24 protein-coding genes and 1 riboswitch are annotated in these 26,308 nt (G+C 68.6%); of the genes, 6 read left to right on the top strand and 18 right to left on the bottom strand.

Annotated elements, in window-relative coordinates; translation table 11 throughout:
- Nucleotides 1–53 precede the first annotated feature (53 nt).
- On the top strand, nt 54–1,712 hold the full coding sequence (locus AB4Y94_RS14635; RefSeq protein WP_441728635.1) for a PucR family transcriptional regulator: 1,659 nt from the start codon (nt 54–56) through the stop codon (nt 1,710–1,712).
- Between the two features lie 43 nt (nt 1,713–1,755).
- Here AB4Y94_RS14635 and AB4Y94_RS14630 read toward each other — a convergent pair whose 3' ends face one another.
- From AB4Y94_RS14630 to AB4Y94_RS14620, 3 genes are all read right to left on the bottom strand, one after another.
- Entirely contained in the window at nt 1,756–3,054 is a 1,299-nt protein-coding gene (locus AB4Y94_RS14630; protein ID WP_441728634.1) for a DUF445 domain-containing protein, read from the bottom strand.
- A 13-nt stretch (nt 3,055–3,067) separates the two neighbouring features.
- Complete coding sequence (locus tag AB4Y94_RS14625; protein WP_441728633.1) at nt 3,068–3,997, bottom strand: aldose 1-epimerase family protein; 930 nt, start codon at nt 3,995–3,997, stop codon at nt 3,068–3,070.
- Nucleotides 3,998–4,067: 70 nt separating this feature from the next.
- Complete coding sequence (locus tag AB4Y94_RS14620; RefSeq protein WP_441728632.1) at nt 4,068–4,916, bottom strand: DeoR/GlpR family DNA-binding transcription regulator; 849 nt, start codon at nt 4,914–4,916, stop codon at nt 4,068–4,070.
- A gap of 86 nt (nt 4,917–5,002) precedes the next feature.
- Here AB4Y94_RS14620 and galT point away from each other — a divergent pair, with 86 nt between their 5' ends.
- Both galT and galK read left to right on the top strand, forming a co-directional pair.
- Entirely contained in the window at nt 5,003–6,154 is a 1,152-nt protein-coding gene (gene galT / locus AB4Y94_RS14615; RefSeq protein ID WP_441728631.1) for a galactose-1-phosphate uridylyltransferase, read from the top strand.
- A complete protein-coding gene (galK, locus tag AB4Y94_RS14610) occupies nt 6,151–7,341 on the top strand; it encodes a galactokinase (protein ID WP_441728630.1) in 1,191 nt (396 codons plus the stop codon). The genes galT and galK overlap by 4 nt, the downstream gene beginning before the upstream one ends.
- Before the next feature lie 37 nt (nt 7,342–7,378).
- On the opposite strand, the gene AB4Y94_RS14605 is transcribed toward galK, so the two are convergent.
- Together AB4Y94_RS14605 and AB4Y94_RS14600 are read right to left on the bottom strand one after the other, a co-directional pair.
- Nucleotides 7,379–8,278 (bottom strand): ABC transporter substrate-binding protein, encoded by a 900-nt coding sequence (locus tag AB4Y94_RS14605; RefSeq protein WP_441728629.1) that lies wholly within the window; start codon nt 8,276–8,278, stop codon nt 7,379–7,381.
- Nucleotides 8,279–8,419: 141 nt separating this feature from the next.
- Nucleotides 8,420–8,896, bottom strand: coding sequence for a YbaK/EbsC family protein (locus AB4Y94_RS14600; protein ID WP_441728627.1), 477 nt, complete (start codon nt 8,894–8,896; stop codon nt 8,420–8,422).
- Between the two features lie 38 nt (nt 8,897–8,934).
- Here AB4Y94_RS14600 and AB4Y94_RS14595 point away from each other — a divergent pair, with 38 nt between their 5' ends.
- A complete protein-coding gene (locus AB4Y94_RS14595) occupies nt 8,935–9,465 on the top strand; it encodes a gamma carbonic anhydrase family protein (RefSeq protein ID WP_441728626.1) in 531 nt (176 codons plus the stop codon).
- 50 nt (nt 9,466–9,515) lie between these two features.
- On the opposite strand, the gene AB4Y94_RS14590 is transcribed toward AB4Y94_RS14595, so the two are convergent.
- The 13 genes from AB4Y94_RS14590 to AB4Y94_RS14530 form a co-directional block, all read right to left on the bottom strand.
- A complete protein-coding gene (locus AB4Y94_RS14590) occupies nt 9,516–10,400 on the bottom strand; it encodes a bifunctional methylenetetrahydrofolate dehydrogenase/methenyltetrahydrofolate cyclohydrolase (RefSeq protein WP_441728624.1) in 885 nt (294 codons plus the stop codon).
- Entirely contained in the window at nt 10,397–11,674 is a 1,278-nt protein-coding gene (gene glyA / locus AB4Y94_RS14585) for a serine hydroxymethyltransferase (protein WP_441728623.1), read from the bottom strand. The genes AB4Y94_RS14590 and glyA overlap by 4 nt, the downstream gene beginning before the upstream one ends.
- 28 nt (nt 11,675–11,702) lie before the next feature.
- Nucleotides 11,703–11,791, bottom strand: a riboswitch (ZMP/ZTP riboswitch).
- 41 nt (nt 11,792–11,832) lie between these two features.
- Nucleotides 11,833–12,174, bottom strand: a complete 342-nt coding sequence (gene mnhG, locus AB4Y94_RS14580) for a monovalent cation/H(+) antiporter subunit G (RefSeq protein ID WP_441728621.1) — start codon at nt 12,172–12,174, stop codon at nt 11,833–11,835.
- Nucleotides 12,171–12,446 (bottom strand): monovalent cation/H+ antiporter complex subunit F, encoded by a 276-nt coding sequence (locus tag AB4Y94_RS14575; RefSeq protein ID WP_441728619.1) that lies wholly within the window; start codon nt 12,444–12,446, stop codon nt 12,171–12,173. Before AB4Y94_RS14575 ends, mnhG begins: the two co-directional genes overlap by 4 nt.
- Complete coding sequence (locus AB4Y94_RS14570) at nt 12,443–13,081, bottom strand: Na+/H+ antiporter subunit E (RefSeq protein WP_441728618.1); 639 nt, start codon at nt 13,079–13,081, stop codon at nt 12,443–12,445. The genes AB4Y94_RS14575 and AB4Y94_RS14570 overlap by 4 nt, the downstream gene beginning before the upstream one ends.
- Complete coding sequence (locus tag AB4Y94_RS14565) at nt 13,078–14,637, bottom strand: Na+/H+ antiporter subunit D (protein WP_441728617.1); 1,560 nt, start codon at nt 14,635–14,637, stop codon at nt 13,078–13,080. Before AB4Y94_RS14565 ends, AB4Y94_RS14570 begins: the two co-directional genes overlap by 4 nt.
- Nucleotides 14,634–15,143 (bottom strand): sodium:proton antiporter, encoded by a 510-nt coding sequence (locus AB4Y94_RS14560; RefSeq protein ID WP_441728616.1) that lies wholly within the window; start codon nt 15,141–15,143, stop codon nt 14,634–14,636. Before AB4Y94_RS14560 ends, AB4Y94_RS14565 begins: the two co-directional genes overlap by 4 nt.
- Nucleotides 15,140–18,049: a Na+/H+ antiporter subunit A gene (locus AB4Y94_RS14555; protein ID WP_441728615.1), complete on the bottom strand. Its 2,910-nt coding sequence runs from the start codon at nt 18,047–18,049 to the stop codon at nt 15,140–15,142. The genes AB4Y94_RS14560 and AB4Y94_RS14555 overlap by 4 nt, the downstream gene beginning before the upstream one ends.
- Before the next feature lie 91 nt (nt 18,050–18,140).
- A complete protein-coding gene (locus AB4Y94_RS14550) occupies nt 18,141–19,052 on the bottom strand; it encodes a carbohydrate ABC transporter permease (RefSeq protein WP_441728614.1) in 912 nt (303 codons plus the stop codon).
- Nucleotides 19,049–20,050, bottom strand: coding sequence for a carbohydrate ABC transporter permease (locus AB4Y94_RS14545; RefSeq protein WP_441728611.1), 1,002 nt, complete (start codon nt 20,048–20,050; stop codon nt 19,049–19,051). The genes AB4Y94_RS14550 and AB4Y94_RS14545 overlap by 4 nt, the downstream gene beginning before the upstream one ends.
- Complete coding sequence (gene ngcE, locus AB4Y94_RS14540) at nt 20,047–21,453, bottom strand: N-acetylglucosamine/diacetylchitobiose ABC transporter substrate-binding protein (RefSeq protein ID WP_441728609.1); 1,407 nt, start codon at nt 21,451–21,453, stop codon at nt 20,047–20,049. Before ngcE ends, AB4Y94_RS14545 begins: the two co-directional genes overlap by 4 nt.
- 27 nt (nt 21,454–21,480) lie before the next feature.
- Entirely contained in the window at nt 21,481–22,254 is a 774-nt protein-coding gene (locus tag AB4Y94_RS14535; protein WP_441728607.1) for a sugar isomerase domain-containing protein, read from the bottom strand.
- Nucleotides 22,251–23,225 carry a MurR/RpiR family transcriptional regulator gene (locus AB4Y94_RS14530; RefSeq protein WP_441728606.1) on the bottom strand — a complete coding sequence of 325 codons (975 nt, stop codon included), beginning with the start codon at nt 23,223–23,225 and terminating at the stop codon, nt 22,251–22,253. Before AB4Y94_RS14530 ends, AB4Y94_RS14535 begins: the two co-directional genes overlap by 4 nt.
- Nucleotides 23,226–23,315: 90 nt before the next feature.
- Here AB4Y94_RS14530 and AB4Y94_RS14525 point away from each other — a divergent pair, with 90 nt between their 5' ends.
- Nucleotides 23,316–24,308: an N-acetylglucosamine kinase gene (locus tag AB4Y94_RS14525; protein ID WP_441728604.1), complete on the top strand. Its 993-nt coding sequence runs from the start codon at nt 23,316–23,318 to the stop codon at nt 24,306–24,308.
- Between the two features lie 32 nt (nt 24,309–24,340).
- Entirely contained in the window at nt 24,341–26,269 is a 1,929-nt protein-coding gene (locus tag AB4Y94_RS14520; RefSeq protein ID WP_441728603.1) for a DUF5107 domain-containing protein, read from the top strand.
- Nucleotides 26,270–26,308 lie beyond the last annotated feature (39 nt).

The raw sequence follows: 26,308 nt of genomic DNA, 5'->3' as shown, positions 1-26,308 counted from the left end.
CGAAGCCGTCCGTTGCTCTATGGACGAAAAGACGAAGCGAGGCGGCCAGAACTGTGACGACGTACCAACCGGTCCCCGACCCCGTGGCGTTCCACCTGCCGACCGTTGCCGAGGTGAGCCTGGCCGTCGGTGCGGACGTCGCCGTCCTGGTCGAGCCGGGCGGTGCGCTGCAACCGGGCGGTGCGCTGCACCCGGGCGTGGCCGGCGCCGCGCTGCTGGATCCCGCGGCTCCCCCGCCGGCGTTCCCGGGAGCCATCGCCCTGGCCATCGGCCTGGTTCCAGCGGACCCCGGCGTGGCCTCACGGATCCAGGACATCGCCGACGCGGGCTATCTGGCCCTGGTCTACAAGGCGCATGGCGCATCGGATGACGGCCTTCGAGCGGCGGCCAGAGCGGCCGGGATCGGCCTGTTCCGCGCATCCGACACCGTGCCGTGGAACCAGCTCTCCGAGTTCATCGACGCCGCCGTCGTCCCGTATGGCGCGAGCAGGGGCACCCTGGTCGACATCCGCCCCGGCGACCTGTTCGAGTTGGCCAACACCGTCGCGTCGCTCGCGGGGGGCGCGGTCGCCATCGCCGACGTCGACCAGACCCTGCTGGCCTATTCGACGCTTCCCGGCCAGCCGATCGACGACACCCGTCGCAGTTCGATCCTGCAGCTGCATGTCCCCCACACCGAGCAGAACGACATCGACTACCGCCGGGTGCACTCCGCGGCCGGGGTGGTCAGCGTCGCGCCAGCCGCGCATTCGTTCACCCGCCGGGCCGTCGCGATTCGCGCCGGCAGTGTGGTGCTCGGCTCGCTCTGGCTGATCGACACGGACCACGACACCGGCACGGATGCCGAACGCGTACTCGCCGAGGCTGCCAACGTCGCTGCGCTTCACCTCCTGCATCGCCGCACTCACCACGATGCGGACCGCGCGCGCCAGCTGGCCCTGGTCCGGCCGTTATTGTTCGAGCCGGACCGGGCCGAACTGGCCGCCGTGCAGCTCGGCATCGCCGCCGACACGGTGCGCGTCGTCGCGGTCACGGCTCACGGTCCCGCCGACAACGCGCCCGACGCGCTGCAGGCCGGCCTCCGGCTGTTCGACACGGTCAGGAGCGCCTCCGCGCTCTGGCTGCCCGCGGCGGTGTGCGGGATCGCCGACAACATCGTGTACGTGGTGCTGCCGCAGGGCGCGGCTTCCAGCCCGGCGTTCCAGCGTGAGGCCGTGCTCCGGATCGCGCACCACACCCGCCGGGTTCTGGCGCGGCCGATCTTTGCCGGCTTCGGCACCGAGACGGCCATCCACACGACGGCGACGTCGCGCGCGGAGGCCGAAGCCGTGCTGTCGGCCGTGCTGCGTGACGCCGAAGACGGCCGGGTGCAGTCGGACTCCGACGACATCGTCGCCGACCAGCAGTCACTGGGTCCGCGCCTGAAATTGCGGCAGATCGCCGATGCGCTCCGTGCGACCGGCCTGCTGCCGGGCGACGCCGCGACATTGATCAGCGACCATGACGAACGACGCAACACCGCCTTCGCCCAGACGCTCCTGGCCTGGCTGGACTGCGGCATGAACGCCATCGAGACCGCGAGCCGGCTCGGCCTGCACGCCAACACGGTCCGGTACCGGTTGTCGCGGATCGAACCCCTCTTCGGCCTGCGCCTGGACGACCCGGAGACGAAGCTGCTGCTCTGGCTCCAGTTGTGGGCGCGGGAGAACTGAGCCGGGGCATCCGCTGCCTGATCCCGGGATACCCGCACTACGGTCAGCGGGTGAGCACGAGCAAACCCTGCGCCACCGTGAAGATGGCGACGCCGGCGAGAGCGCCGACCACCGTGCCGTTGATCCGGATGAATTGGAGGTCCTTGCCGACCTGCAGCTCGATCTTCGCTGCGGTCTCTGCGGGGTCCCAGCGCTCGACCGTCTCGGTGATCACGCCGGCGATCTGGTGCCGGTAGCTGGTGACCACGTAGCTGAGGGTGTCCGCGATCCAGCGGTCGATCTTCGCCCCCAGCTCCGGGTCGCCGGCCAGCCGGGTGCCCACGTCCATCACCGTTGAGCGGATGCCGTCACGCGTCGCGCTCTGCGGGTCCCCGAGTGCCTCCCCGAGCGTGTCCTTCACCGAGTCCCAGGTCTCCCCGGCGAACTCGCGCAACCGCGGGCTGTCGAGCATCTCCACCTTGAGTATCTCGGCCCGGGCGATCGTCACGGCGTCCCATTGCAGGTCGTGGGTCAGTTCGGCCAGGTAGCGGTCGAGCGCCTGGCGCAGCGGATGCTCCGGGTCGACGCGGACGGCCCCCACGAACCCCACGACCTCACGCAGCGCCCGGTCGTCGACCATCTTGTCGACGAATTCGGGCAGCCAGCCGGGAAGCCGCGCCGAGACGGCACGGCCGAACGCCTCCGGGTGGGCGACGAGCCACGATTCTGCGGTGTCGAGCAGCAGGTCGACGGCAGCAGTGTGCTGGCCGGCGGCCACCAGGCGTTCGCCGACCCGGCCGATACTCGGCCCCCACTCCGGTTCCACCAGGTGTTCCCGGGCGACGGACTCGATCAGGTCCTTGATGTCGTCGTCGTCGAGCAGGTCGAGCATCCCCCGGCCGGCGACCGCGAGTTCATCGGTCAACCGCCTGGCGTTCTCGGCGTCGGCCAGCCAGGCGCCCAGCCGGCTGGAAATCCCGATCGACTCCAGTTTGCCGCGCACCACGGATTCAGAGAGGAAATTCTCCTCCACGAACTCGCCCAGACTGGCCCCGATCTCGTTCTTGCGGCTGGCGATGATGTTCGTGTGCGGGATACGGAGACCCAGCGGATAACGGAAGAGCGCGGTCACGGCGAACCAGTCGGCCAGTGCGCCCACCATCCCGCCCTCCGCTGCGGCCCGCACATACTGCAGCGCCGGGAACCGCTCTTGCAGGACGAACGCGACAGCGAAGACGATCGCCATCAGCACCAGCAGGCCGGTGGCCAGCCGCTTCATCCGCGCGAGCGCGGCCAGTCGGACGGCGTCGGGCTCGCCGAGCGTCGTCGGGACGGGAATGTTTGTGCGGGTCTCGGTCGGCATCTCGGCCTCCGGGCTAAACGCCGAACCCGGTGTGACGGATGCCCCAGCGCACCGTCCACTCGGTGTCCGGTGCCAGCCACCTCAGGCCCTTCCCCGAGTTGAACGCGTCGGCCGGCGCGGTCATCGGCTCGATCGCGACGGCCTGGTGTGGGCCGCCGGTGCCGGGGAAGGCGCGCGGGGTGAACACCTGGACGTAACGCATCTGCTCGTCACCCCACAGGATCAGCCTCCGGCCGTCCGGTGCGGCCAGGGAATGCTCCACCGTCACGCCCGGCTGGGTCCCGCCGAATCCGTCGTCGAGGTCTAGCTCGCCGACCCGACGCCCGCCGCGGAGATCGAGCGGGGTGCCGTCGACGCTCGACTCCCCGACGGCGTTCATCCGCTCGTCGACGTCGATGTGGGTGCTCGCGGCAACGGTCAGCAGCAGGTCGCCGGACGGGACGTCGCCGATACGGAGGTAGGGGTGGGCACCGACCGCGACCGGGGCATCCGTCGGCCCCAGGTTCCGCAGCCGGTGGGTGACGTCGAGGCCGTCGGCCGTGAGCGAATAGGCGACGCTGGTGTCCAGCTGGAACGGGTAGCCGGGCTGCGGGAACACGGGAGCCTCGAGCGTGACCGAGCCCGCGGTACGTGCCGCCTCCCGATAGGGGAAGTGCCGCAGGAGCCCGTGGCTGGCGTTGCCCTTGGCCGGCTCGGTCAGCGCCAGCTGCTGCACCGCGCCGCCGTAGCTCCAGCGACCATCGCGAATGCGGTTCGGCCACGGCACCAGCACGATCCCGGCGCCCTTCGGCGGCGTCGAGTCGGCGGGAAAGGACTCCACCAACTCAATGCCGCCAATGGAATATGACCGCAGCCCGGCGCCGACTTCGGTGATGGTGGCGCTCGCCTGGCCGCTCGGGGTGGCCAGGGTGAGCTCGTGCTGGGTTCCGGTTGGCGCGCGCATGCCCCCACCCTATGCCGGACTGGCCACCGGTCCACCGGTGTCGCGGCGGCCGGCCCCGCGACCAGTGCCGTCAGGCCTCCCGCTTGAGGTGGTGCCCGTCGTCCGGCTGCAGGATCGTCAGGCCGGCCTCGCGCAACGTGGCGAGCGTGGCGGGATCGGCCGTGGCATCTGTCACCAGGGTGTCGAATGCGCCGAGCGAACCCACCCGGCCGAGGTGCGCCTGGCCGAGTTTCGAGGCGTCGGCGACCACCACCGCGCGTGCGGCGGAGCCGAGCATCCGCGCCTTGACGGCGGCCTCCGGGAGGTTGATGTTGGTCACGCCGTGCACCGCGTCGACCCCGTTGCAGCCGATGAAGGCGAGGTCGGCGTGGACCTGGCCCAGCACCGAGTCGGCGAGCGGGTCCACGAGGGAGTGCTGCAGCGGCCTCAGCGACCCGCCGGTGACGATCACGGTGAAGCGCGGGATGGCCGGCTCGAGTTCGAGGGCGATGCTGAGGCCGTTCGTGATGACCACGACATCGGTGAGGTCGGCGCGGGCCACGAGCGCACGGGCGACCGACAAAGTGGTCGTGCCGACGTCGAGGATCACGCTCTGGCCGCTGCTGACGAGGGCCGCCGCCGCTCGGCCGATCTGCTGCTTCGGCAGCACGGATGCCGCCAGCGACTCCTCGAAGGACGGCTCGCGTTCCGGGCGGGCATCTCCGACAGCTCGCGCCACCGGCACCGCGCCACCGTGCACCCGCTGCGCGATCCCCTCGCCGACGAGGGCGTCGAGGTCCGCCCGGGCCGTGACGCCCGAGATCCCGAAGGCGCCGCGCAACTCGCCGACCCGGACGAACCCGCGCTCCTCGAGCAGCAGGCGGATCTGCGAGCGCCGCAGCCGGGCCGGCAGCAGCTCGCGGGGCGGCGATGTCTCCATCCGCCCATCTTCGCTTAGTTGCGTTCAATTTTCAATCCGCAAGGCAATGGTTTCGTATCTGCAAATCGGCTATCGTGGTGACTGCTATGGACAGTGCACCTTCCGGCTTCGTCGCCGACTCCCGAATCTCCACGCAGCGGCAGACACTCGCCGACGGCCGAGAGCTCATCTACTTCGACGACCCCGGCACCACGCTGCCGCCGGGGCGCGCGGCGGACACCCGCGACCTCGACGCCCGGCCGGAGACCGCCGACATGCGCCAGGACGCGCTCACCGGGGAGTGGGTGTCGATTGCGGCAGCCCGGCAGAACCGGGTCTTCCTGCCGCCGGCCTCGGAAGACCCGCTCGCCCCGTCGACGCCCGGCAACCCGTCGGAGATCCCCAGCAACTACGACGTGGCCGTGTTCGAGAACAAGTCGCCGTCCTTCGGCCCGCTGCTCACCGCCCCGGATGCCCCGGACGGCCTGGCCGACCTGGCCACCATCGGGCTCGGTCGTTCCCGTACCTCGGTGGGCCGCTGTGAAGTGGTCTGCTTCAGCCCGGAGCACGAAGGCTCCTTCGCCAGCCTCTCGCTGACCCGGGCCCGCACCGTGATCGAGGCGTGGGCGCACCGCACTCACGAGCTGTCGCTGCTGGCCGGGATCGAGCAGGTGTTCCCGTTCGAGAACCGGGGCGAGGCGATTGGCGTGACCCTGCGGCATCCGCACGGCCAGATCTACGCCTACCCCTATGTCACGCCGCGCACCGCCCGGCTGGTCGACTCGGTCGAGAGCTACGGGCCGGGCCTGTTCGCAGACATCCTCGCCAGTGAGCAGGCCGGCGACCGGCTGATCCTGCGCGGCGAGCACTGGAGCGCGTTCGTACCGTTCGCCGCCCGCTGGCCGATCGAGGTGCACATGCTGCCCCACCGGCAGATCCCCGACTTCGCCGCCACGACGCTCGGCGAACGCGACGAACTTGCCGTGCTGTACCGGCGGCTGCTACGCGGCATCGACGCGATCTACGACACGCCGACCCCGTACATCGCCGCCTGGCACCAGGCGCCGGTGAACGTTCACCGTGACGACATCCGCTTGATGCTGCAGGTGACCAGCCCGCGCCGGGCCGAGAACAAGCTCAAGTACCTCGCCGGGTCTGAGGCTGCCATGGGCGCCTGGATCGGCGACGTCACGCCGGAGCAGGCCGCCGCGACGATCCGGGCCGCCGTCGAGCGTGCCGCGAAGGAGGAGCAGGAATGACCGCATCACCCTCGTTCGACCGGCCGGCGGACCTGCTCGACAGCGTCGATGGCTGCTTCCAGACCCGGTTCAACCATACGCCGGCGGGCTTCTGGTCGGCGCCGGGACGGGTCAACCTGATCGGCGAGCACACCGACTACAACGACGGTTACGTGCTGCCGTTCGCCATCGACCGCCGCACAGTGGTGGGCATGCGGCTGCGGGAGGACCGGCTGGTCCGGATCGCCAGCTCGTTCGCAGAAGAGGCCATCGAGATCTCCCTGGACGAGCTCATCCCGGAGAACCTGCACGGCTGGTCGGCGTATCCGCTCGGCGTGGCGTGGGCGCTCGGCCGGTTCGGCGCCGACCTCAAGGTCGCGGTGGGCTTCGAGGCGTTCATCGACTCCGACGTGCCGATCGGCGCCGGCCTGTCGTCGTCGGCGGCGATCGAGAGCGCCGTCGCCGTGGCGCTGAACGACCTGTGGCGGCTCGGCCTCGACCGGCGCACGCTGGCGCGGGTGGGCCAGCTGGCCGAGAACCGCGCGGTCGGCGCGCCGACGGGCAGCATGGACCAGTCGGCATCGCTCCTCGGCCAAGCGGATGCCGCGGTGTTCCTTGACTGCCGGAGCCTCGATTCAGAGATCGTGCCGCTCGGGTTCCAGGCTGCCGGCCTGGAGCTGCTCATCATCGACACCCGGGTGAGCCACTCCCACGCCACCGGCGGGTATGCCGCCCGTCGGGCCTCCTGCGAGGCTGGCGCTGCAATGCTCGGCGCCACGTCCCTGCGGGACGTCGGGGTGGGCGACCTGGACCGGGCCCGCGAACTCCTCGACGACGAGACCTTCCGGCGGGTGCGGCACGTCGTCACCGAGGACCAGCGGGTCCTCGACACGGTGCGCACACTGCGCGAGAAGGGTCCCATCGCGATCGGCGCGCTCCTGGACGCCTCACACGTCTCGATGCGGGACGACTTCGAGATCTCTGTTGCCGAGCTCGACCTCGCCGTCGCCACGGCTCGCGAGGCCGGTGCCATCGGGGCGCGGATGACCGGCGGCGGTTTCGGCGGGGCCGCGATCGCGCTCACCCCGCAGGCGCTGGTGCCCGCTGTCACCGCCGCGGTGCTGGCCGCTTTCGCTGCCGCCGGCTACGCCGCGCCGAACCTGTTCACGGTGCACGCCGCAGACGGCGCAGGCGCCGTCCCGGCCTGAACCGTCGCATCCGCTCGCCCGGGCGAGGGTCCTGCGCCTAGCCCTTCGCTGCAGCGTTGATGGTGATGGCGTCCAGCCCGCCGTCGGCGACGCCCCACTTGTCGAGGATCTTGCCGTATGAGCCGTCGTCCACCATGGACTGCATGGCGGCCTGCACGGCCTCGGCCATGCCGCTGTCCTTCGCCACGGCGAGGCCGTACGGCGAGACATCGAAGGACTTGCCGGCGGCCTTCAGCTTGCCCTTCAACTGTGAGATCCCGTACAGCGTGACCGGTGAGTCGGCGCTGAACGCGTCGGCCTGGCCGAGAGCGACCGCGTTCGCGGCGGCATCCTGGGTGTCGAACGGCATCTTCTCGATCGCGGGCTTGCCGGCGGCGACACAGGCGTCGCTCTTGGCCGGAACCTCGTCGGTGTCCTCATACGTCGTGGCCTGCACGGCGACCTTCAACCCGCACGCGTTGTCGGGGTCGACGGTCTTGTCGGCGCCGGACGCCCACATGATGCCTGCGGTGTAGTAGTTGACGAAGTCGACCTGCTTCTCGCGCTCGACGTTGTCGGTGAACGAGGACTCGCCCACGTCGATCTTGCCGCCGGTGATCCCGGGGATGATGTTCTCGAACCGAGCGACGGTGAATTCCGCCTTCAGCCCGAGCTTGGCTGCGACCGCGTCGGCGAGTTCGATGCCCCAGCCGATGGGGGTCCCGGCGTCGTCCTTGTATTCGTTCGGGGCGTAGTTGGGGCTTGTGCCGATGACCAGCTTGCCGGAGTCGGCGACCTTCTTCGGAAGCAGGGCGGCCGCCGCGGCATCCGTCGTCACCGCTCCGGCCGACTCCTTCGGGGCGCTGCTGCCGCTGCTGCTCGCCGAGTTGTCGACGCAGCCGGTGAGCAGGAGAGCCGCCGCCGCGGCGAGTGCGGGGAGTACGAATCGTGCGCGCATTGATCATCCTTCAGTCGTTCTTCGATGAAGCCTGTGAGGTGCAGTATGCGTGAGCCTAGGTTCCGTACCTGTGGCGCACTATGGACGATCAAACCAACGGGGGCGCGTGAGGTTGTCAGGAGCTGCCAACACCCGGCACGGTCAGGGCTCGACCCTGACCGCTTCTCCCCCGGTGATCCGCAGTAGTTCGTCGAAACTGGTCGGGAACACGGTGTGCGCGTGCCCGGCGGCGGCCCAGACCACCGGGTAGCCAGCCAGCGCCACGTCGACCAGGGTGCGCAGCGGTGACGGATGCCCTACCGGTGCCACCCCGCCGATCACCTGGCCCGTCGCATCCTTCACCGCGTCCCGCGACGCCCGGCCGATCGTACCGCCGAGCTGCTGCCCCAGCCAGTCGGTATCCACCCGGTGGGCGCCGGACGTGAGCACGAGCAGCGGCGCATCGTCGAGCGTGAACACCAGCGAGTTCGCGATGGCGCCGACCTCGATGTCGAGGGCGTCCGCGGCGGCCTGCGCGGTCGTAGCCGCATCGTCAAGCCAGCGGATGTCGCCGGTCACCCCGCGCGCTGCCAGCGTCATGCGGACCCGGTCGACGGCGGGATGAGCCTTGTTCACCATGCCGACAGCATACTGACCGGCCCCGGTAGGCTGGCGGAATGACTGCCGACGCCCGCCTCATCAGCCTTCCCGAAGTCCCCGCCCCGCAGGTCGCTGAGTCCGCGTTCGTCGCGCCGGGCGCGGTGCTGGTGGGCAACGTCACCCTCGGCGAGAACGCAAGCGTCTGGTACAACTCGGTGCTCCGCGCCGAGCAGGAGCCGATCGTTATCGGCGCCGGCTCGAACCTGCAGGACAACGTCTCCTGCCACGTCGACCGCGGCTACCCGCTCATCCTCGGCGCCGGCGTGTCGGTCGGCCACGGGGCCGTGCTCCACGGCTGCACCATCGAGGACAACGTCCTGGTCGGCATGGCGGCCACCGTCATGAACGGCGCCGTCATCGGAACCGGATCGCTCGTGGCCGCCGGCGCCGTGGTGCTCGAGGGCACGATCGTCCCACCCGGTTCGCTCGTGGCCGGAGTGCCAGCCAAGGTGCGACGCGAGCTGAGCGACGACGAGGTTGCCGGCATCCGTCACAATGCCAAGGCCTACCTCGGTCACTCGGCGCTGCACCGGGCAGCGCTGGCCTGACCTCCGGCCGCCTCCCGCGCCACGGGATGCCCGCCACCGGAGGGGTGTTCTTACGCCGTGAGGCGCAGCTCGGCCGCCTTGACCACGTTGCCGAGCAGCATCGCCCGCGTCATCGGGCCCACCCCGCGCGGGTTCGGTGAGAGGTGGCCGGCAACGGATGCGACGTCGGGGTGCACGTCGCCGGTCAGCTTCCCCTTACCGGTTTCCAGGTCCTCGACCCGGGTGATGCCCACGTCGAGCACCGCGGCGCCGGGCTTCACCCAGTCCGGCCGGATCAGGTGCGGCACGCCGACCGCCGCGACCACGATGTCCGCACGGCGCACCTCGGCGGCAAGGTCGACGGTGCGGGAATGCGCGAGGGTGACCGTGGCATCGAGTCCGCGGCGGGTGAACAGCAGCCCGAGGGGGCGGCCGACGGTGAGACCGCGGCCGACCACCACCACGTTCCGGCCGATGATCGGCACGTCGTAGCGGCGCAGCAACTCGACGATACCGGCCGGCGTGCACGGCAGCGGTGAGCGCAGTTCGCCTTCGATCCCGAGGACGAGACGGCCGAGGTTCATCGGGTGCAGCCCGTCGGCGTCCTTGTCCGGGTCGATCAATTCGAGCATGGCGTTCTCGTCGTGCCCGGCCGGCAGCGGCAGCTGCACGATGTAGCCGGTGACACCCGGCGCCGCGTTCAGGTCGACGATGGCTGCGCGCACGTCGGCGGGCGAAGCGGTGGCGGGCAGGTCGATGCGGATCGATTCGATCCCGACCTCGGCGCAATCACGGTGCTTGCCCGCGACATACGAGCGCGAACCGGGATCGTCACCCACCAGCAGGGTGCCGAGGCCGGGCACGACGCCCCGGGACTTCAACCGGGTGATCCGTTCGGCCAGCTCGGCCTTGATTGCCGAGGCGGTCGCGACGCCGTCGAGGACGACAGCGGTCACTGGGCCAACCCCGGGTACAGCGGGAATGCCTCGGTGAGCGTCTTTACCCTGGCGCGGAGGCCCGCGATGTCGGCGTCGGGCTTCAGCGCCTCGGCGATCACGTCGGCGACCTCGGTGAACTCGGTGTCGCCGAAGCCGCGGGTGGCCAGTGCCGGGGTGCCGATGCGGAGGCCGGAGGTGACCATCGGCGGGCGCGGGTCGAACGGCACGGCATTCCGGTTCACGGTGATGCCCACCTCGTGCAGCGCGTCCTCGGCCTCCTGGCCGTTGATCGGCGAGTTGCGGAGGTCGGCGAGCACCAGGTGCACATCGGTACCGCCGGTGAGCACGTCAACACCGCCGGCTTTCGAGTCGTCGGCGGTCAGGCGTGCGGCGAGGATGCTTGCACCACGCAGGGTGCGTTCCTGACGGTCCTTGAATTCCTCGGTTCCGGCGAGTTTGAACGCCGTGGCCTTGGCGGCGATGACGTGCATCAGCGGGCCGCCCTGCTGGCCGGGGAACACGTTCGAGTTGAGCTTCTTCGCCAGCTGCATGTCGCGGGAGAGGATGAAGCCGGAACGGGGACCGGCGAGCGTCTTGTGCACCGTGCTGGACACGACATCGGCGTACGGCACCGGTGACGGGTGCAGGCCGGCGGCAACGAGTCCGGCGAAGTGCGCCATGTCGACCCAGAGCTTGGCGCCGACCTCGTCGGCGATCGCGCGGAAGGCGGCGAAGTCGAGGTGCCGCGGGTAGGCGGACCAGCCGGCGATGATGACGGCGGGCTTGTGCTCGATGGCCTTGTCGCGGACCACGTCCATGTCCACGCGGAAGCTGTCGGGGTCGACCCCGTAGGCGACCGGGTTGTAGAGCTTGCCGGAGAAGTTGAGCTTCATTCCGTGGGTGAGGTGCCCGCCGTGGGCGAGCTCAAGGCCGAGGATGGTGTCACCGGGGGTGGCGATCGCGGAGAGCACAGCGGCATTGGCTGTGGCCCCAGAGTGCGGCTGGACGTTGGCGTATTCGGCACCGAACAGGGCCTTGGCGCGATCGATCGCGAGCTGCTCGGCGATGTCGACGTACTCGCATCCGCCGTAATAGCGACGGCCGGGGTAACCCTCTGCGTACTTGTTGGTGAGCACAGAACCCTGCGACTGCAAGACGGCACGCGGCACGAAATTCTCGCTGGCGATCATCTCGAGGTAATCGCGCTGCCGGCCGAGTTCCTGCTCCAGGACGGCGGCGATCTCGGGGTCAACGGTCTCAAGCGGCTCGTTGAAAGTGGACGTAGCGGACACGGGCGTCTCCCTTAGACATATCAGTGGATGTCGTGGCCCAGGCGCGCGGCCACCAATCGTGTCAGTCGCTCCCCGATGGTGACCCATCTTCGTGCTACGCCAGTTGCGACGCGTCCAGTGTAACCGAATCGGCGCGCCGGGTCCGCTTGCCGGCCGGCTCAGCGCCGCCTGGTCCTGGCGAGTTCGTCGACCACGAGGATGTCGGTGCGCAGGTGGTGGGTGTCGTAGGCGGCCCGCGCCACCAGGTGCGCGGCCATCGGAGCGGTCAGGGCCTGGAACGCGACGATCGCGACCACCAGGGTGAGCGTGCCGAGGCTGAAGTTGTTCAGCGCCACGTCGGCGCAGATCACCATCAGGCCGAATATCTGCGGCTTGGTCGCCGCGTGCAGCCGGGAGAGCACGTCGGGAAAGCGGATGAGGCCCACCCCGGCGGCCAAGCACATCACGGCCCCGGCGAGCACCAGGACAGCGGTGGCGATATCCCGCACGACGTCGCTCATGCGCTGTCCTGACGGGGCAGGAATCGGGCGACGCTGAGCGACCCGAGCACCGCGAACAGGGCCAGCACCAGCAGCACAGGCAACGTGTCGGTGTGGTGGCGGAACGCCATGTCGGCCCCGAGTGCGCACATCACGGTGGCCACGAGCACGTCGGAGGCGATCACGCGGTCGAGCACGCTCGGGCCGCGCACCATGCGGTACACCGCGCAGACGGCCCCGGCCCCGAACAGGATGCCGGCGACGACGGCGACAATGGTCATCGGTACTGTCATGGGGCGCCTCCTCCGTCGCGTTGCCCGCCGGCGCCGTGCGGATCGGCGCCGCTGCCCGCGGCGCCATTCTCTTCGGCGTTGATCCGGCGCAGCCGTTCGACGTCTTCGCTCGAGCCGATCGCACGCACCAGCCGGCCTTCGGTGGCGAGCACCGATTGCCGGAACCGCTCGGTCTCCACCAGGTCGGCCATGTTCAGTACGTGCAGGTAAAGGGTGGAGTCTATGCGGTCGATATCGACGACGATGGAGCCGGGCACGATCGATGTGGAGACCGCCGTCCACGTCAGGATGAGGTCACTGCGGGTGCGCAGGTGCACGGCGATGATGGCGTTGCTCGCACGGTAGCGAGGCAAGAGCGCCAGGCCGGCGACCTGGATCGAGGCGTGGGCGATGTCCCAGACCAGTTTGACGAAGTACACGGCGAGCCGCCAGAGGTTCAGACGCCCGCTCATCTGCACGGCGGGCAGGTAGAAACCCACCGAGACGATGGCGGCCAGGACGATGCCGGTGACCAGGTTGATCCAGCTGAACCGCCCCCAGAGCAGCATCCAGAGCAGGACCAGCCCGAGGAACAACGGCAACTGGTTGACGAGCGCGGCGAGGTGTTCCCTCCGGACGGCGGGCTTGCTGATCATGGCGCCCCGTTCGGGAAGACGGCGTCGATGTACGTCGACGGTGCCTCGATGTCGGCGGCGGCCCGGGAGGTGAGTTCGAACAGCGGACCGGCGAACACCGTGAGGCACACGGTGAGGGCCAGCATGGCCGCGGTGGCGGTCGTCATCAACGGCGAGACGGTCCTGGTCTTCACCGTGCCCTCGTCGTGCGGGTCTTCCTGCAGGGCGTCGAACATCGGCGACTCGTAGTCCCGCGCCTCGGTCCGGGAGCGCCAGAATGCCATGTTCCAGGCCCGGGCGAGGGCGTAGAGGGTGAGGAGCGAAGTCGCGGCTCCCGCCGCGATCAACACCCAGACCAGCGGATCGTCGGCGGCGACCCCGGCTTGGAACAACGCCACCTTGCCGATGAAACCGGAGAACGGGGGGATCCCCCCGAGATTGAGAGCGCCGATGAAGAACAGCACCGCGACCAGCGGCGCTGCCTTCAGCAGTCCGCCGAGCCGGCTGAGTGACGTCGTGCCGCCGATGCGCTCAATCAGCCCGGCGGCCAGGAACAGTGTCGTTTGCACGGTGATGTGATGGATGACGTAGTAGATGGTCGCCCCCAGTGCCGCCGGGGTTCCCAGTGCGATACCGAAGATCATGTAACCGATGTGGCTGACCAGGGTGAAGGAGAGCAACCGTTTGATATCGGCTTGCGCGAGGGCGCCGAAGATCCCGATCGTCAGGGTCAGCAACGCCGCGACCAGCAGGGGCACCGACAGCCGGCTGTCGGGGAACAGCAGGGTCTGGGTGCGGATGATCGCGTAGATGCCCACCTTGGTGAGCAGGCCGGCGAACACGGCGGTGACCGGGGCTGGCGCGGTGGGGTACGAGTCCGGCAGCCAGAATGAGAGCGGGAAAACCGCTGCCTTGACGCAGAAGGCGAGCAACAGGAGCAGGCCGAGGATGAGCTGCACGTCCGGCGGGAGGTCGGCGATGCGATCCGACAGCAGCGCCATGGTCACAGTCCCCGTCGCCCCGTACAAGAGCGCGACGGCGCTGAGGAAGAGCAAAGACGCCATCAGGCTGACCACGATGTAGGTGATGCCGGCCCGGATGCGTGCGCCCGTGCCCCCGAGCGTCAACAGCACGTAGCTGGCCGAGAGGAGCATCTCGAAGCCGACGTACAGGTTGAACAGGTCGCCGGCGACGAACGCATCGAACAACCCGGCCGCCAGTACCAGGTATGTGGGGTGGAAGATCGACACCGGGGTTTCCCGGTCACCGTCGATGATGCCCTGGCCGACGGCGAAGATCAGCACCCCGAGGAGCATGAGCGCGGAGACGAGCAGCATGATCGCCGAGAGCCGGTCCACCACCAGCACGATTCCCCAGGGAGCCTGCCAGCCGCCGACGTGCACGACCGCCGGCCCGTCCCGGTCGACCAGGAGCAGCAGCACAGCGCTGATGACGGCGACCGCGGTGAGCGCGAAGACGCTGACCGCGATCTGCTGGCGACGGCGCCGGCCGAGCGCGAGCGTGACCGCCGCCCCGAGCAGCGGGATGGCGACGACGAGGGGTACCAGGGCGTTCATCGAGGCTCGTCCTGTCCGAGTTCTGTTTTCACTCCACCGGAAGCCGGCTGGGTGACCTGCGGCCCGAACTCCTCGTCGCTGGCGTCGAGGGCGGCCTGGATGGCGGCCTCGTCTTCGGTGGACGACCGGAACGTGTCCTCGGTGCTCGCGGTGGTCTCCTCCGCGTGCTCGTCGGTCACCACGTCGCCCTCATCGCCGAGCTGTGCGAGCCACCAGGACCGGTAGACGAGCGCCAGCAGCAACGCGGTGATGCCGAAGTTGATGACGATCGCGGTGAGCATGAGCACCTGCGGCATCGGGTCGACCATCGACTGGTCGGCCGCCGTGCCGGTGACGATGGGCGAACTGCCGGGCCGGCCGCTCATGATGAAGATCAACAGGTTGGTGGCGTTGCCCACCAGCAGGAATCCGATCAGCACCCGGGTGAGGCTCCGCTCCAGCATCACGTAGACGCCCGCCGCGTACAGCACCGCCATCAGGATGACCAGGGTCAGCGAGGCGCTCACCTGGACACCTGCCAGGTCTGCAGTCCAGCGGTGTCTGCTTCTTCGCTCTGGCGGTCGACCTCACTGCCGAGGCTGCGGAGGATGTCGAGGGCGAGGCCCACCACCACCAGGTAGACGCCGATGTCGAAGATGCTGGAGGTGCCGAACGAGACGGCGCCGAACACCGGCACGTCGGCCGAGAAGTATGCGGACGTGAGCGGGGCCTCACCCAAGAACAACGACGCCACGGCCATGCCGACAGCGAGGACGATGCCGAGGCCCAGGATCTTGCCGGGGTCGATCGGGGCGGCCTCGCCGAGTTCATACCGGCCCCCGGCCAGGTACCGGGCGACCAGGGCGAGCCCCGCCAGCAGCCCGCCGGCGAACCCGCCGCCGGGGGCGTTGTGGCCGGCGAACAGCAGGAAGATCGAGACGATGATCGCCGGATGGAACAACAACCGCACCAGCACCTCGATCAGGATCGACCGGTTCTTCGCCGAAATGGTACGGCCGGCCAGCAACCAGGACTGGCGGGTGACGTCGTCGCCCTCGTTCGACGCGGCGGGGTCCTCAACGACCTGACGACGGTTCAGCCGGGAACGAAGCGTGCGGTGGTCCTTCAGCCTCGGCATGTCCGGGTTGCGGCCGTGGACGAAGAGCAGGCTCGCTACACCGGTGGCGACAACGATGAGGACCGAGATCTCCCCCATCGTGTCCCAGGCTCGAATGTCAACGAGCATGACGTTGACGATGTTGGTGCCGTGGGCCTCCTCGACGGCCAGCCGCGGGAGTTCCGCGGAGATGCTCTGGGCCTGCCGTGCGCCGAGGGCGATCACCCCGATGGTTCCCATCGTTACGCCGACCAGGGTCCCGATGACCGCGCGCCGTCGACGGTGAACCGGCCGGTTGTGCTGGGCGATCGCCGGTGGAAGGCGACGCAGCACCAGCACGAACACCACCAGGGTCATTGTCTCCACCAGCGCCTGCGTGAGGGCCAGGTCCGGGGCGCCGTGGAACGCGAACAACGCGACCAGGCCGTAGCCGGTCACACCCGCCAGCAGCACCGCCGTCATCCGTTGACCCACTCGGGCCGCCATGACCGCCGCGATTCCCATGATCAGAGCGATGATCACCTGCCCCGGGTAGTCCCACCAGACGACGGCGTCCGGCCAGGTCCGGTTGACGGATGCCGCGAAGCCGAGGGCGAGGACGAAGACGACGAGAATGGTTGCGAGATACTGCGGCAGGCCTCCGCGTTGCATGAAATGGGTGACCTGCGCCGCCGCCCGGCTCACGGCCCGCACCGCCTGGCCGTAGCCGAGCCCGGCATCGATGTACGGCGGCACGGCGTCCTGCAGCCGGGCCACACGCACCCGGAACCAGAACAGCGCCGCGCCGATGACCAACACGACGACGGTGATCGCGAGCGCCGGCTCAAAACCGTGCCAGAGCGCCAGGTGGGCGTCGCCGCCGCCGGGAACGGTGTCGGCATACGGGGCCAGGAACGGGTCGGCGAGCCAGGCCAGCGGGCCGAGCACCAGGGTGCCGACGGCCAGGATCGCCGGCGCCAGCTGGAAGTCCCAGCGGCTGGGGGCGAGCGTGGTGTCGGCGGTGTCGCGCTTCCGGGCGAAGGCGCCCCAGAAGAACCGTGCGCTGTATGCGACGGTCAGGATGGAGCCGAGTGCCGTGCCGGCCAGGGCGAACCAGCCCCAGCCGGAGTCGGCACCGGACGCGATGGAGGAGATGAACGAGGTGAAGACGGCTTCCTTGGCGACGAACCCGAACAGCGGCGGGATCCCGGCCATCGAAGCGACCGAGACCAGGGCGATCGTCGCGAGCAGGGGTTCCCGGCGGCCGATGCCGGACAGTTGCCGCCAGTCCCGGGTTCCGGTGCGCTGGTCGATGATGCCCACGACCAGGAACAGGGCCGCTTTGTACAGGGCGTGGGCGAGGAGCAGGGCCACCCCGGCGAGCGCCGCGTCCCGGGTGCCGAAGCCGACGACGATCATCAGGAACCCGAGCTGGCTGACGGTCCCGTAGGCCAGCACCAGTTTGAGGTCGTATTGCCGAAGCGCTCGCCACGCCCCCACCAGCATGGTCCAGATACCGAAGGTGAGGAGGATCGGCATCCAGCCCGGGCTGTCGGCGAAGCCGGGGGCGAGGCGCGCGACCAGGTAGATGCCGGCCTTCACCATGGCGGCGGCGTGGAGATACGCGCTCACCGGCGTGGGGGCGGCCATGGCCGCAGGCAGCCAGAAGTGGAACGGGATCAGCGCCGACTTCGACATCGCGCCGACCAGGATCAGGACCACTGCCCAGCCGGCCAGGGCGCCGGGTGGAGGATTCGCGACGATCGCGGCCAGCGAGGTGGTGCCGGCGGCGGCCGAGATCATCACGACGCCCACCAGCATGACCAGACCGCCGAAGGTGGTCACGATCAGGGCCTGCAGGGCGGCGCCGCGGCTCTCCCGCCGGTCGGTGTAGTGACCGATGAGGAGGTACGACAGCACGCTCGTGACCTCCCAGAACATGAACATCACCACGATGTCGTCGGCGGTCACCAGCCCGTACATGGTGCCGGCGAAGGCCAGCAGGCAACCGGCGAACCGGCCCAGGCCCGGCTCGTCGGCGCGAAAGTAGCGGGCGCAGTAGAGCAGGACCAGCGCGCCGACGCCGGTGACGACGAGGGCGAGCACCCAGGCCAGGGTGTCCACCCGGAAGGCGAGCACGACTCCGAGCTGGGGAATCCACGGGGTGCTCTCGGTCACCGCGCCGCCGGCCGTGACCGCCTTCGTCTGGGTCAGCGTGTAGATGAAGGCCGCGGCCGGGAGCAGTGCCACCAGGTAGAAGACACGCGTGGACAGTGCACGAGTGAGAACCGGGGTGAGGAGTGAGAGGAGGCCGAACGCGAGGAGGAAAAGGGCCACGGGGCCTCCCGGCGTTGTCGGTCAGTCTGTCTTCCGTCCAGTTTACCGGTCGACGTCCCCCGCTCCGACCGCGGGTGCGCGGACTGGCCGGTTACTTGTTGGTGCCCTGCGAGACGGATCCCTGAAGCTGGCGCTGGAAGATGAGATAGACGATCAGCACCGGAATGACCGTGATGACGACGGCCGCGAACAGCGCGCCGGCGTCGACTGAATACCCAGCCTGCGCCGCGAACTGGGCCATCCCCTGGGTCAGGACGTAGTTATCGGGGTTCGTGTTGAGGGCGATGGGCAGCAGGAATTGGTTCCACAGCCCGACGAAGTTCAGGATCGCCACTGTCGCGAGCCCGGGCCGGGCCATCGGCAACATCACCTGGAAGAACGTGCGCCATTCGCCCGCGCCGTCGATCGCGGCCGCCTCGGCGATCGAATTCGACAGGGACTTGAAGAAGGAGAACAGGAAGAACACGGTGAACGGGAACGCGAACGCCGTGTAGGTGATGATCAGCCCCGGGAGGGTGTTCAGCAGCCCCGTGCTCTGCAGCACGAAGAACAGCGGAACGATGGCGAGGAAGATCGGGAAGGTCAGGCCGGCGAGCATCAGGTAGTAGATTGCCCGGCTTCCCGGAAACTGGAAGCGGGCCAGCACGTAGGCCGACATGGAACCGAACAGCATGGTGAGGACGAGCGCGCCGAAGACGACGATGATCGTGTTGAAGAAGAAGCTCCCGATGCCGGATGTCGTCCACGCATTCACGTAGTTGTTGAAGTTCCACTGTTTCGGCAGCGCGAACGGTGAGGCGAAGATCTCCGTCGTCGTCTTGAATGACGACAGCAGGACCCACAGCATGGGCAGGATCACGACGATCGACCAGATGGTGAGGACGGTGTGCGAAAGCCCGCCGACGATCTTGTCGCCCGGCGTCGAGGTCAGCTTGTTGGCCGTTGCCGGGTCGGCCGCGCCCCGGCGATCGACGGTGCTGGTGTCAATGGTTGTGTGTGTCATTCGGCCACTTCATTACTTCCGCCGGTGATCTTGTTCACCAGGAAGACCACGCCGGCGAAGAGGAGCGTGACCAGCGCGAGGACGACGCCCATGGCGCAGGCGTACCCGAACTGCCCTTTCGTGAAGGCCGTAGTGAACAGCTGCTGGGACATCACCAGGGTGGAGTTGGAGGGACCGCCGCCCGACTCGAGCGCCGCCATGTAGACGAAGGCGTCGAGGGCCAGGATGCCCATGTAGATGTACGCGGTCTGGATGTTGTCACGGATGAGCGGGATCGTGATGGTCAACGCGGTACGCAGTCGACCGGCGCCGTCGATCCTCGCCGCCTCGTAGATCTCGGCGGGAATCCCCTTGATGGCGGCGATGAACAGCACCATGTAGAAGCCGATCAGGCTCCAGACGATGACGAACATCACCGACGGCATCGCGGAACCGATGTTGCCCAGCCAGGCGAACGAATCGAACTGGTCGAGTCCGACGGCGGTCAGCAACCCGTTCAGGATGCCGATGTTCGGGTCGTACACCTGCGCCCAGATCAGGCCGATCACGATCGCCGGGATGACGTAGGGGAAGAAGGAGATGACGCGGTAGAAACCGGCGTTGCGGAGGCCGCGAATGGCGCCCTGGCTCGGACCGCCGATGGTGACCAGGGTGGCGAAGATGAGGGCGACTGCGAGGGTGACGATGGGCAACACGATCGCGAGCGTGACGCTGTTGCCCATCGACTTGAGGAAGGTTTCGTCCTGGAACAGCTTCACGTAGTTGGCCACGCCGATGAAGTTCATCCCCGACGTGAACCCTGACCAGTCCGTCAGCGAGTAGTAGGCCGCCTGCACGAACGGGGAGACGACGAAAATGATGTAGACGACGACCGGCAGCACGAGGCAGACCAGCATGAAACTGATCTTGTCGAACGTCAGGTCTTTGCGGGTCCATCGCCGGGCGGCGGTAGTCTTACCGCCACCCGGCTGTGCGACCTGCGCGTTGACGACGGTCACTTAACGGTGACCTTCTTAATTGACGAGTCGTTCGCGACCTTGTCGGTGATGGCCTGCAGGCCGGACGTCAGGGTGGCCACGTCGGAGCCGCCCTGGAGGAAGGTGTTCCAGACCACCAGCTGGTCCACGTTCATCCCGTAGAGGTCGACGAAATTCCAGGAGAAGATGTTCGATCCCGCCGCCTCCAGCATCTTGACCTGTGAGACCAGCGCCGTGGATCCGAACCCGTCTGCCGGGATGGTGTCCTTGACGATGGTCGAGGAGAAGGTGGACTTGGCAAAGTTGACCGCCGCATCGTGGGAGAGCATGGCGCGCAGGAACTCCTTGCCCCCGGCGACGTTCTTGCCCTTGGACGGAACGATGTAACCTTCCCCGGCCGTGCTGTGCAGCGCCTCCCACGGGAACTTCGAGCCGCTGGTCACCGTCGGCTCCGGTGCCCCGGTCATCTTGAAGCCCTCCTTGGTCTGGGTCTTCATCTCGTTCTCGATCCAGCCCCCTGACGGGTAGAGGATGAAGTCTTCGGTGTTGCTCCACTGCGCCTGGGCTGCGGTGAATTGCGTTCCGGCACCACCTGGCTTCATGTACCCGGCGTCGATGATCTTTTTCAGCCCGGTGAAGACGTCCTGCACCGGCTGCAGCGACCAGCAGCCCGGCTTGAGGTTATCCAGGGCGAGGCGCACATCGTCGCCGCCCTCCTTGATCGCCGACCCGATCGCCATGGTCTGGTAGTAGGTGGCCGCCTCCTTGCCCCAGCCGAGGAGGTATTTCCCTGCCGCCTTCGCCTTGCCGCCGAGGTCGTACATCTCGTCCCAGGTCTTCGGCACGGTCCAGCCGTTCTGCTCGAACAGGGCTGCCGAGTACCACATCGCGTAGACGGTCAGCACGTAGTTCAGCTGCACGAACTTGCCGTCGAACGTTCCCGGCTCGACGACGCCGGGATACAGGGTGTCTTTGATGACCTTGCCCTCGTAGTTCTTGGCCTCGATCACCGTGGTGAGGTCTTCCAGCTGGTCCCTGATGGTGTTGATGCCGATCAGGTTCGCACCACTGTTGTCGATCACGTCAGGCGGGTTGCCGGACACGAAGCGGGGCTGCAGGGTCTGCGCGATGTTGGTCTGGGCGGTGACCTTGACGGTCGACCCGGATTGCAGGCTCTCCACCTGCTTGCCGGCGAACTTCGCGTAGTCGATGCCGTAGCCGCCCTTGAAGATCACGGCGTCCACTGTCGACTTCTCCACCATGCCGAACGGGTTCGTGCCCGTGACGGCTCCGGTCGGGCCGGTCGTGGTCGACCCACCCCCCACACACGACGTGAGTGCGCCGCCCAGCGGGATCATGACCGCTGCGACGAGTGCGCCTCGGAGAAAATCCCGCCGTACCAGCGGCTTGTTCTGAATGTCCATTTCACTGACCTCCATGATTGGTTGGCATCAGGCATCGCGCCTGATCTTGTTCCGGTACAGATCCTCGAGTGAGCGGTTGTGTTCATCCCCGCCGGGAATGTTCGCTGAGATGTAGAGCGGCGGTGTCCTTCCGGAGTCTGCGATGCGCCGCGAGGTTTCGATCGTCAGTAGTTGCGCGATGAACGCAGAGGTGATCGATGACACCGCGCCGACACTGATGCCGCCCGGAAGCTCGACAGTGACATCGCCGAAGGGCGCCCCATTGTCGATGACGACGTCGGCCACCTCGCTCAGGCGCTTGCCACTGGGATGTTTGGGTTCGACCTGCTTGGTGTGCTGCAGGCTGGTCACGGCGATCACGCTGTGACCGCGCTCCTGCGCCAGGAGCGCGAGGCCGACGATCGTACCGTTGACGCCGGAGTTCGAGGCGATGATGAACACGTCCTCCGGCCCGACCGGTGAGATGCTGAAGAGCTCGTCGACGACGGCCCCGTCCCGCTCGAGCGCCGAGCCGCCGAGCGAGTCCACGCCGAGGCTCCCGCGCAGCACCACGTCGCGCAACGCGATCTTGTTCGTCGGGATCAGCCCGCCGGCGCGCCCGGCGATCTCCATCGCGAAGGCTTCGGAATGGCCGGTTCCGAACGCCTGGATCACGCCACCGCGTTCGATGGCCGCCACCAGCAGGTCGACGGCGCCGTCGAGGGCGCCCGACCGCGCCTGCGCGGTCAGCGCCTCGATCCGGGACGTGACCTCGTTCGCATATTGCTGCGCCAGGCCCGACGCGGATGGGATATTCGTCATCGGGTCTCCTTTTTCCGCCTCGTGCCCGGCCCCGCCCCTGACCGTTCGGCTGACGTGCGCGGCGAGCGGTTGGGCTGCCGGTGTGCGGACACCGCCAACGCGGACGTCGCCAGGTTCGTCGTCGTCCTCTCGAAGTCCTCCTGCGCGATCAGCAGGTAGAGCAGGTCGAGCACCATCAATTGCACGTGCTTGGCCGACAGGTCGTCCGGTTGCAGGAATCGTTCGTATACCGAGGTGATGATCTGGAGGTCCGCGGTCTCAACGAGGGCGGACGTGGGGTTGTTGCTGATGGCCACCGTGAGCGCCCCGGCCCGCTGCGCCTGGCGGAGCATCTGCACGGTCTCCTTGGTGCGCCCGGTGTTCGAGATGCCGATGGCCACACAGTCTGCGTTCTGGATGGCCGCACTGGTCAGTCCGGAGTGCACTTCTGACCAGTGGTGGGAGTTGATGCCGATCCGGTAGAGACGTGCCTGCAACTCGCCCGCCAGGACGGCGCTGCCGCCCACACCGTAGATATCGACGTGGGTGCAGTGCGCGATGCGCCGCGAGATCTCTTTCATGAGCGGAAGGTCCATGACCGAGGCGGTTTCCTGGAGGGAACGGATGTGGGCGTTCATCAACGTGCTCAGCACCTCGGGCGCCGGGTCGTCGGGGCCGAAGGCTCGCCCGATGTCTGTCGTCCAGGTCTCCCTGGCTGACGTGCGACCCGCCTCGGTGGCGATGCTGACCCGGAATGACGCGTAACCGGAGTATCCGATCAACCGGCAGAACCGGGTGACGGTTGCCGCAGACGTGCCTGACGCCTTGGCCAGGTCGCCGATCGAACCCTCAAGCGGCGCCTGCGGGTGCTCGAGCAGGAAGGTCGCGATCTTCCGCATCGTTCCCGACATTTCGGGGACGCGGGCCTGGATCCGGTTGATCACACCGGTGGCCGGCTCTCGGTGAGAGGTTCGCGCCGCGGTGGTAGTCACGGGAATCCGTTTCTCCTTCATTGGAGTGTCTGTGAAAACGATTCTTACGTTACAGTGTCTTCACATCGCTGTGAACACGAAATGGTAACGATGTCCGGACTCCTGGCAATCGATGCGGGCGGCACCACGACGCGGGCGGTCATCATCGAGCCGTCCGGGCACTGCCGCGGCCTCGGATTCGCGACCAGCGGCAACCCGACTTCAGGCGGATCCGCCGCCGCGATAGCCGCGTTGGTCTCTGCCACCGAACGCGCACTCGTGACAGCGGGCGCGGTCGCGGGCGACTTCTCCTCCGCGACGATCGCGATGGCCGGCGCGGGAACCCGCGCCCCGATCGAACAGATCAGGGCGAGGCTCGCACCGCTCGGCCTGCTCGGGCCGGTGGAGGTGGTGTCAGACCTCCTGGCGACCTTCTGCTCAGGAACCCTGCTAAGTGAGGGTTATGTCGTGGTCGCGGGAACCGGCGCCGGCGCCGCCCGGATCGAGGACGGCCGGATCGCGGCCGTGGCAGACGGACTGGGCTGGCTGCTCGGCGACGCGGGCTCCGGCTACTGGATCGGCCATCGCGTGGCCAGCGCGGTCGTCGGCTTCCTCGACGGTCGCGCACCGCAGACCGCGCTCACCGGGTTGCTGGTTGCGGCGCTCGACCTGGAGCCGGCGCCGACTCAGCGCGGGGAGCGGCCGGTCCTCCTGGCGCAGCTCGTCGACGCACTGTACGCGCTCCGCCCGGTCGAGCTTTCCCGTTTTGCCCCGCTCGCCTTCCAGGCCCACGACGACGACGTCGCGCGCGGAATCCTGGCCGACGCCGCGTCAGAATTGTCCGCCACGCTGGCGTCGGTCAGGAGCCCCGGCGTGGACGGGCCGCTGGTGCTCGGCGGCAGCGTCGCGAACAGCGGACTGCTCTCCGCGGGCCTCCCCGGCAACCGTTCAGCGGTCGCCGTCCCGGACGGGGTCGTCGGCGCAGCGGTCCTCGGACTCCGGCGCAGCGGCATCCGTTGTGACGATGAGGTGTTCCGACGGCTCACCGATGATGTCGGCGCGCTCCGGGATGCGGCGCGATCGAACCTTGCGGGCGAGCGATGACCGGCGCGGCGAACGGCGGGTCGACCGTGCGCGTGTCACGCCGACGTTTCTCCATGGCGCACCTCGGCCCCGAGAATCCGCTGCCCCTGGTGGGCGCACCACCGGAGACGCCGTATCGGATCTCTGGCGCCATGCCGCGGGAGATCATCGACGGTTCGCGGTACGGAAACCCGGCCAACCTGTTTCCGTACCGCGCCCAGGACGGTTATGGCCGCAGCCGGGCCGACCGGGACCTCACGATCGTCGTGCTGGAGAATGAACGGCTTCGCGCCGTCTTCCTGCCCGAACTGGGCGGGCGGCTGTGGGAACTCTACGACAAGACCGCCGGCAAGCAGCTCCTGCACACCCAGTCGGTCATCCAGTTCGCGAACCTGGCGCTCCGCAACGCCTGGTTCGCCGGCGGGATCGAGTGGAACATCGGAACGCGGGGCCACTCGCCCACCACGTGCGACCCCCTCCACACCGCCATCGTGCGAACAGACGACGGATGCGACGTGCTGAGGATGTGGGAGTTCGAACGCCTCCGCGAAGTGGTGTTCCAGATCGATGTGTGGCTGCCGCCGGATTCGCCGGTGCTGTTCGCGATGGTCAGGATCAGGAACCCGAACGACCACGAGGTTCCGATGTACTGGTGGACCAACGGCGCAGTGCCCCAGGATGCCCGCAGCCGGGTGATCGCACCGGCTGGATCCGCGTTCGCCAGCGACTACACCGACGGGATCGAGCGGGTTGACCCCACCGATGACGGCGGCGTCGACTGCACCTGGCCGACGAACAGCCCGCGGGCGAGGGACTTCTTCTTCGACCTGCCGGTGCAGCGGCGGCGGTGGATCCTCGCCGCCGACCACGACGGCGATGGGTTGGCCATGCTGTCGACGGACCGGCTGCGGGGCCGGAAGCTGTTCGTCTGGGGCGAGGGCAGCGGCGGTCGACGCTGGCAGGAGTGGCTCAGCCCGGAGGCGGGGCCGTACGCGGAGATCCAGGCGGGACTGGCGGTGACCCAGTTCCAGCACCAGCCCATGCCGGCCGGCGCCGAGTGGACATGGCTGGAGGCATACGGCAATGCGCGCGTCGATCCGCTCGTCGCGCACGGCGGGAGTTGGACCGAAGCGGTCGAGCACGGGCAGGCGCGAGTCGATGACCTCATCGGCGCCCCCGCGATGGATGCAACCCTGTCAGCCGCGCTGTCACGGGCGGATCTGCCGCCCGGGCCCCCGCTCGTTGTGGGCAGCGGCTGGGGCGCACTGGAGTCGGAACGCCGACGACGGGGCGGCCGGGCGTGGGTCGACGAGACCGGCACCCCGTTTGCGGCCGAATCGGTGGCGGCCGACCAGCACCCGTGGCGGCAGCTCCTGAACGGCGCCGGGTTTGCCGGGGCTGCGTCCTTCGTCGCCGGCGCAGACTGGGAGGCGCTCCTTCAGGCTGAGGGCCGTGAGCCGCACGCGACGCTGCATCGCGCCGTGATGACGCACGCCAGGGGCGAGCTGGAGGACGCCGCACGCCTGTACCGGGAGACCCTGCGCCAGGCCGAGCAGTCCACGAACCCGGCCCTGATCGCGCAGGCGCACCGCGGCCTGGCCCTCCTCGCCTTGACCGCGGTTGGAGACAGCGCGGCGATCGCGGACGGGATCGCCCGGTACGAGCAGTCCTGTGCGGCGGAGCCGGCCAACGGATCGCTGCTCGTCGAGGCGGCAACGCACGCGCTTCGCTTCGGGATGCCCGAGGTCGCCCTTCGCCTGGTCGGTCGCGCCGACGATGCACTGTCGCAGGGAGGGCGGGTGCGTTTTCTCACCGCGGTCGCGCTGGCCCGCAGCGGCCGGAGCGGCGAGGCCGCTCTGATCCTCCGCGCGGGGGTGGAGGTCGCCGACCTGCGGGAGGGCGAGAACTCGATCTCTGCCCTCTGGCAGGAAGTCTGCCCCGGGGAGGACGTGCCGCCCCATTACCAGTTCGAAATGAACTAACATGAGCCTTTGGCAGCTGTAACGATCACAACCAATCAG

The sequence above is a fragment of the Glaciibacter sp. 2TAF33 genome, assembly GCF_052114945.1.
GTDB lineage: Bacteria > Actinomycetota > Actinomycetes > Actinomycetales > Microbacteriaceae > Cryobacterium.
Note: the sequence above shows the minus strand (reverse complement) of the source record. Positions and strands in the feature narration are given on the sequence as shown.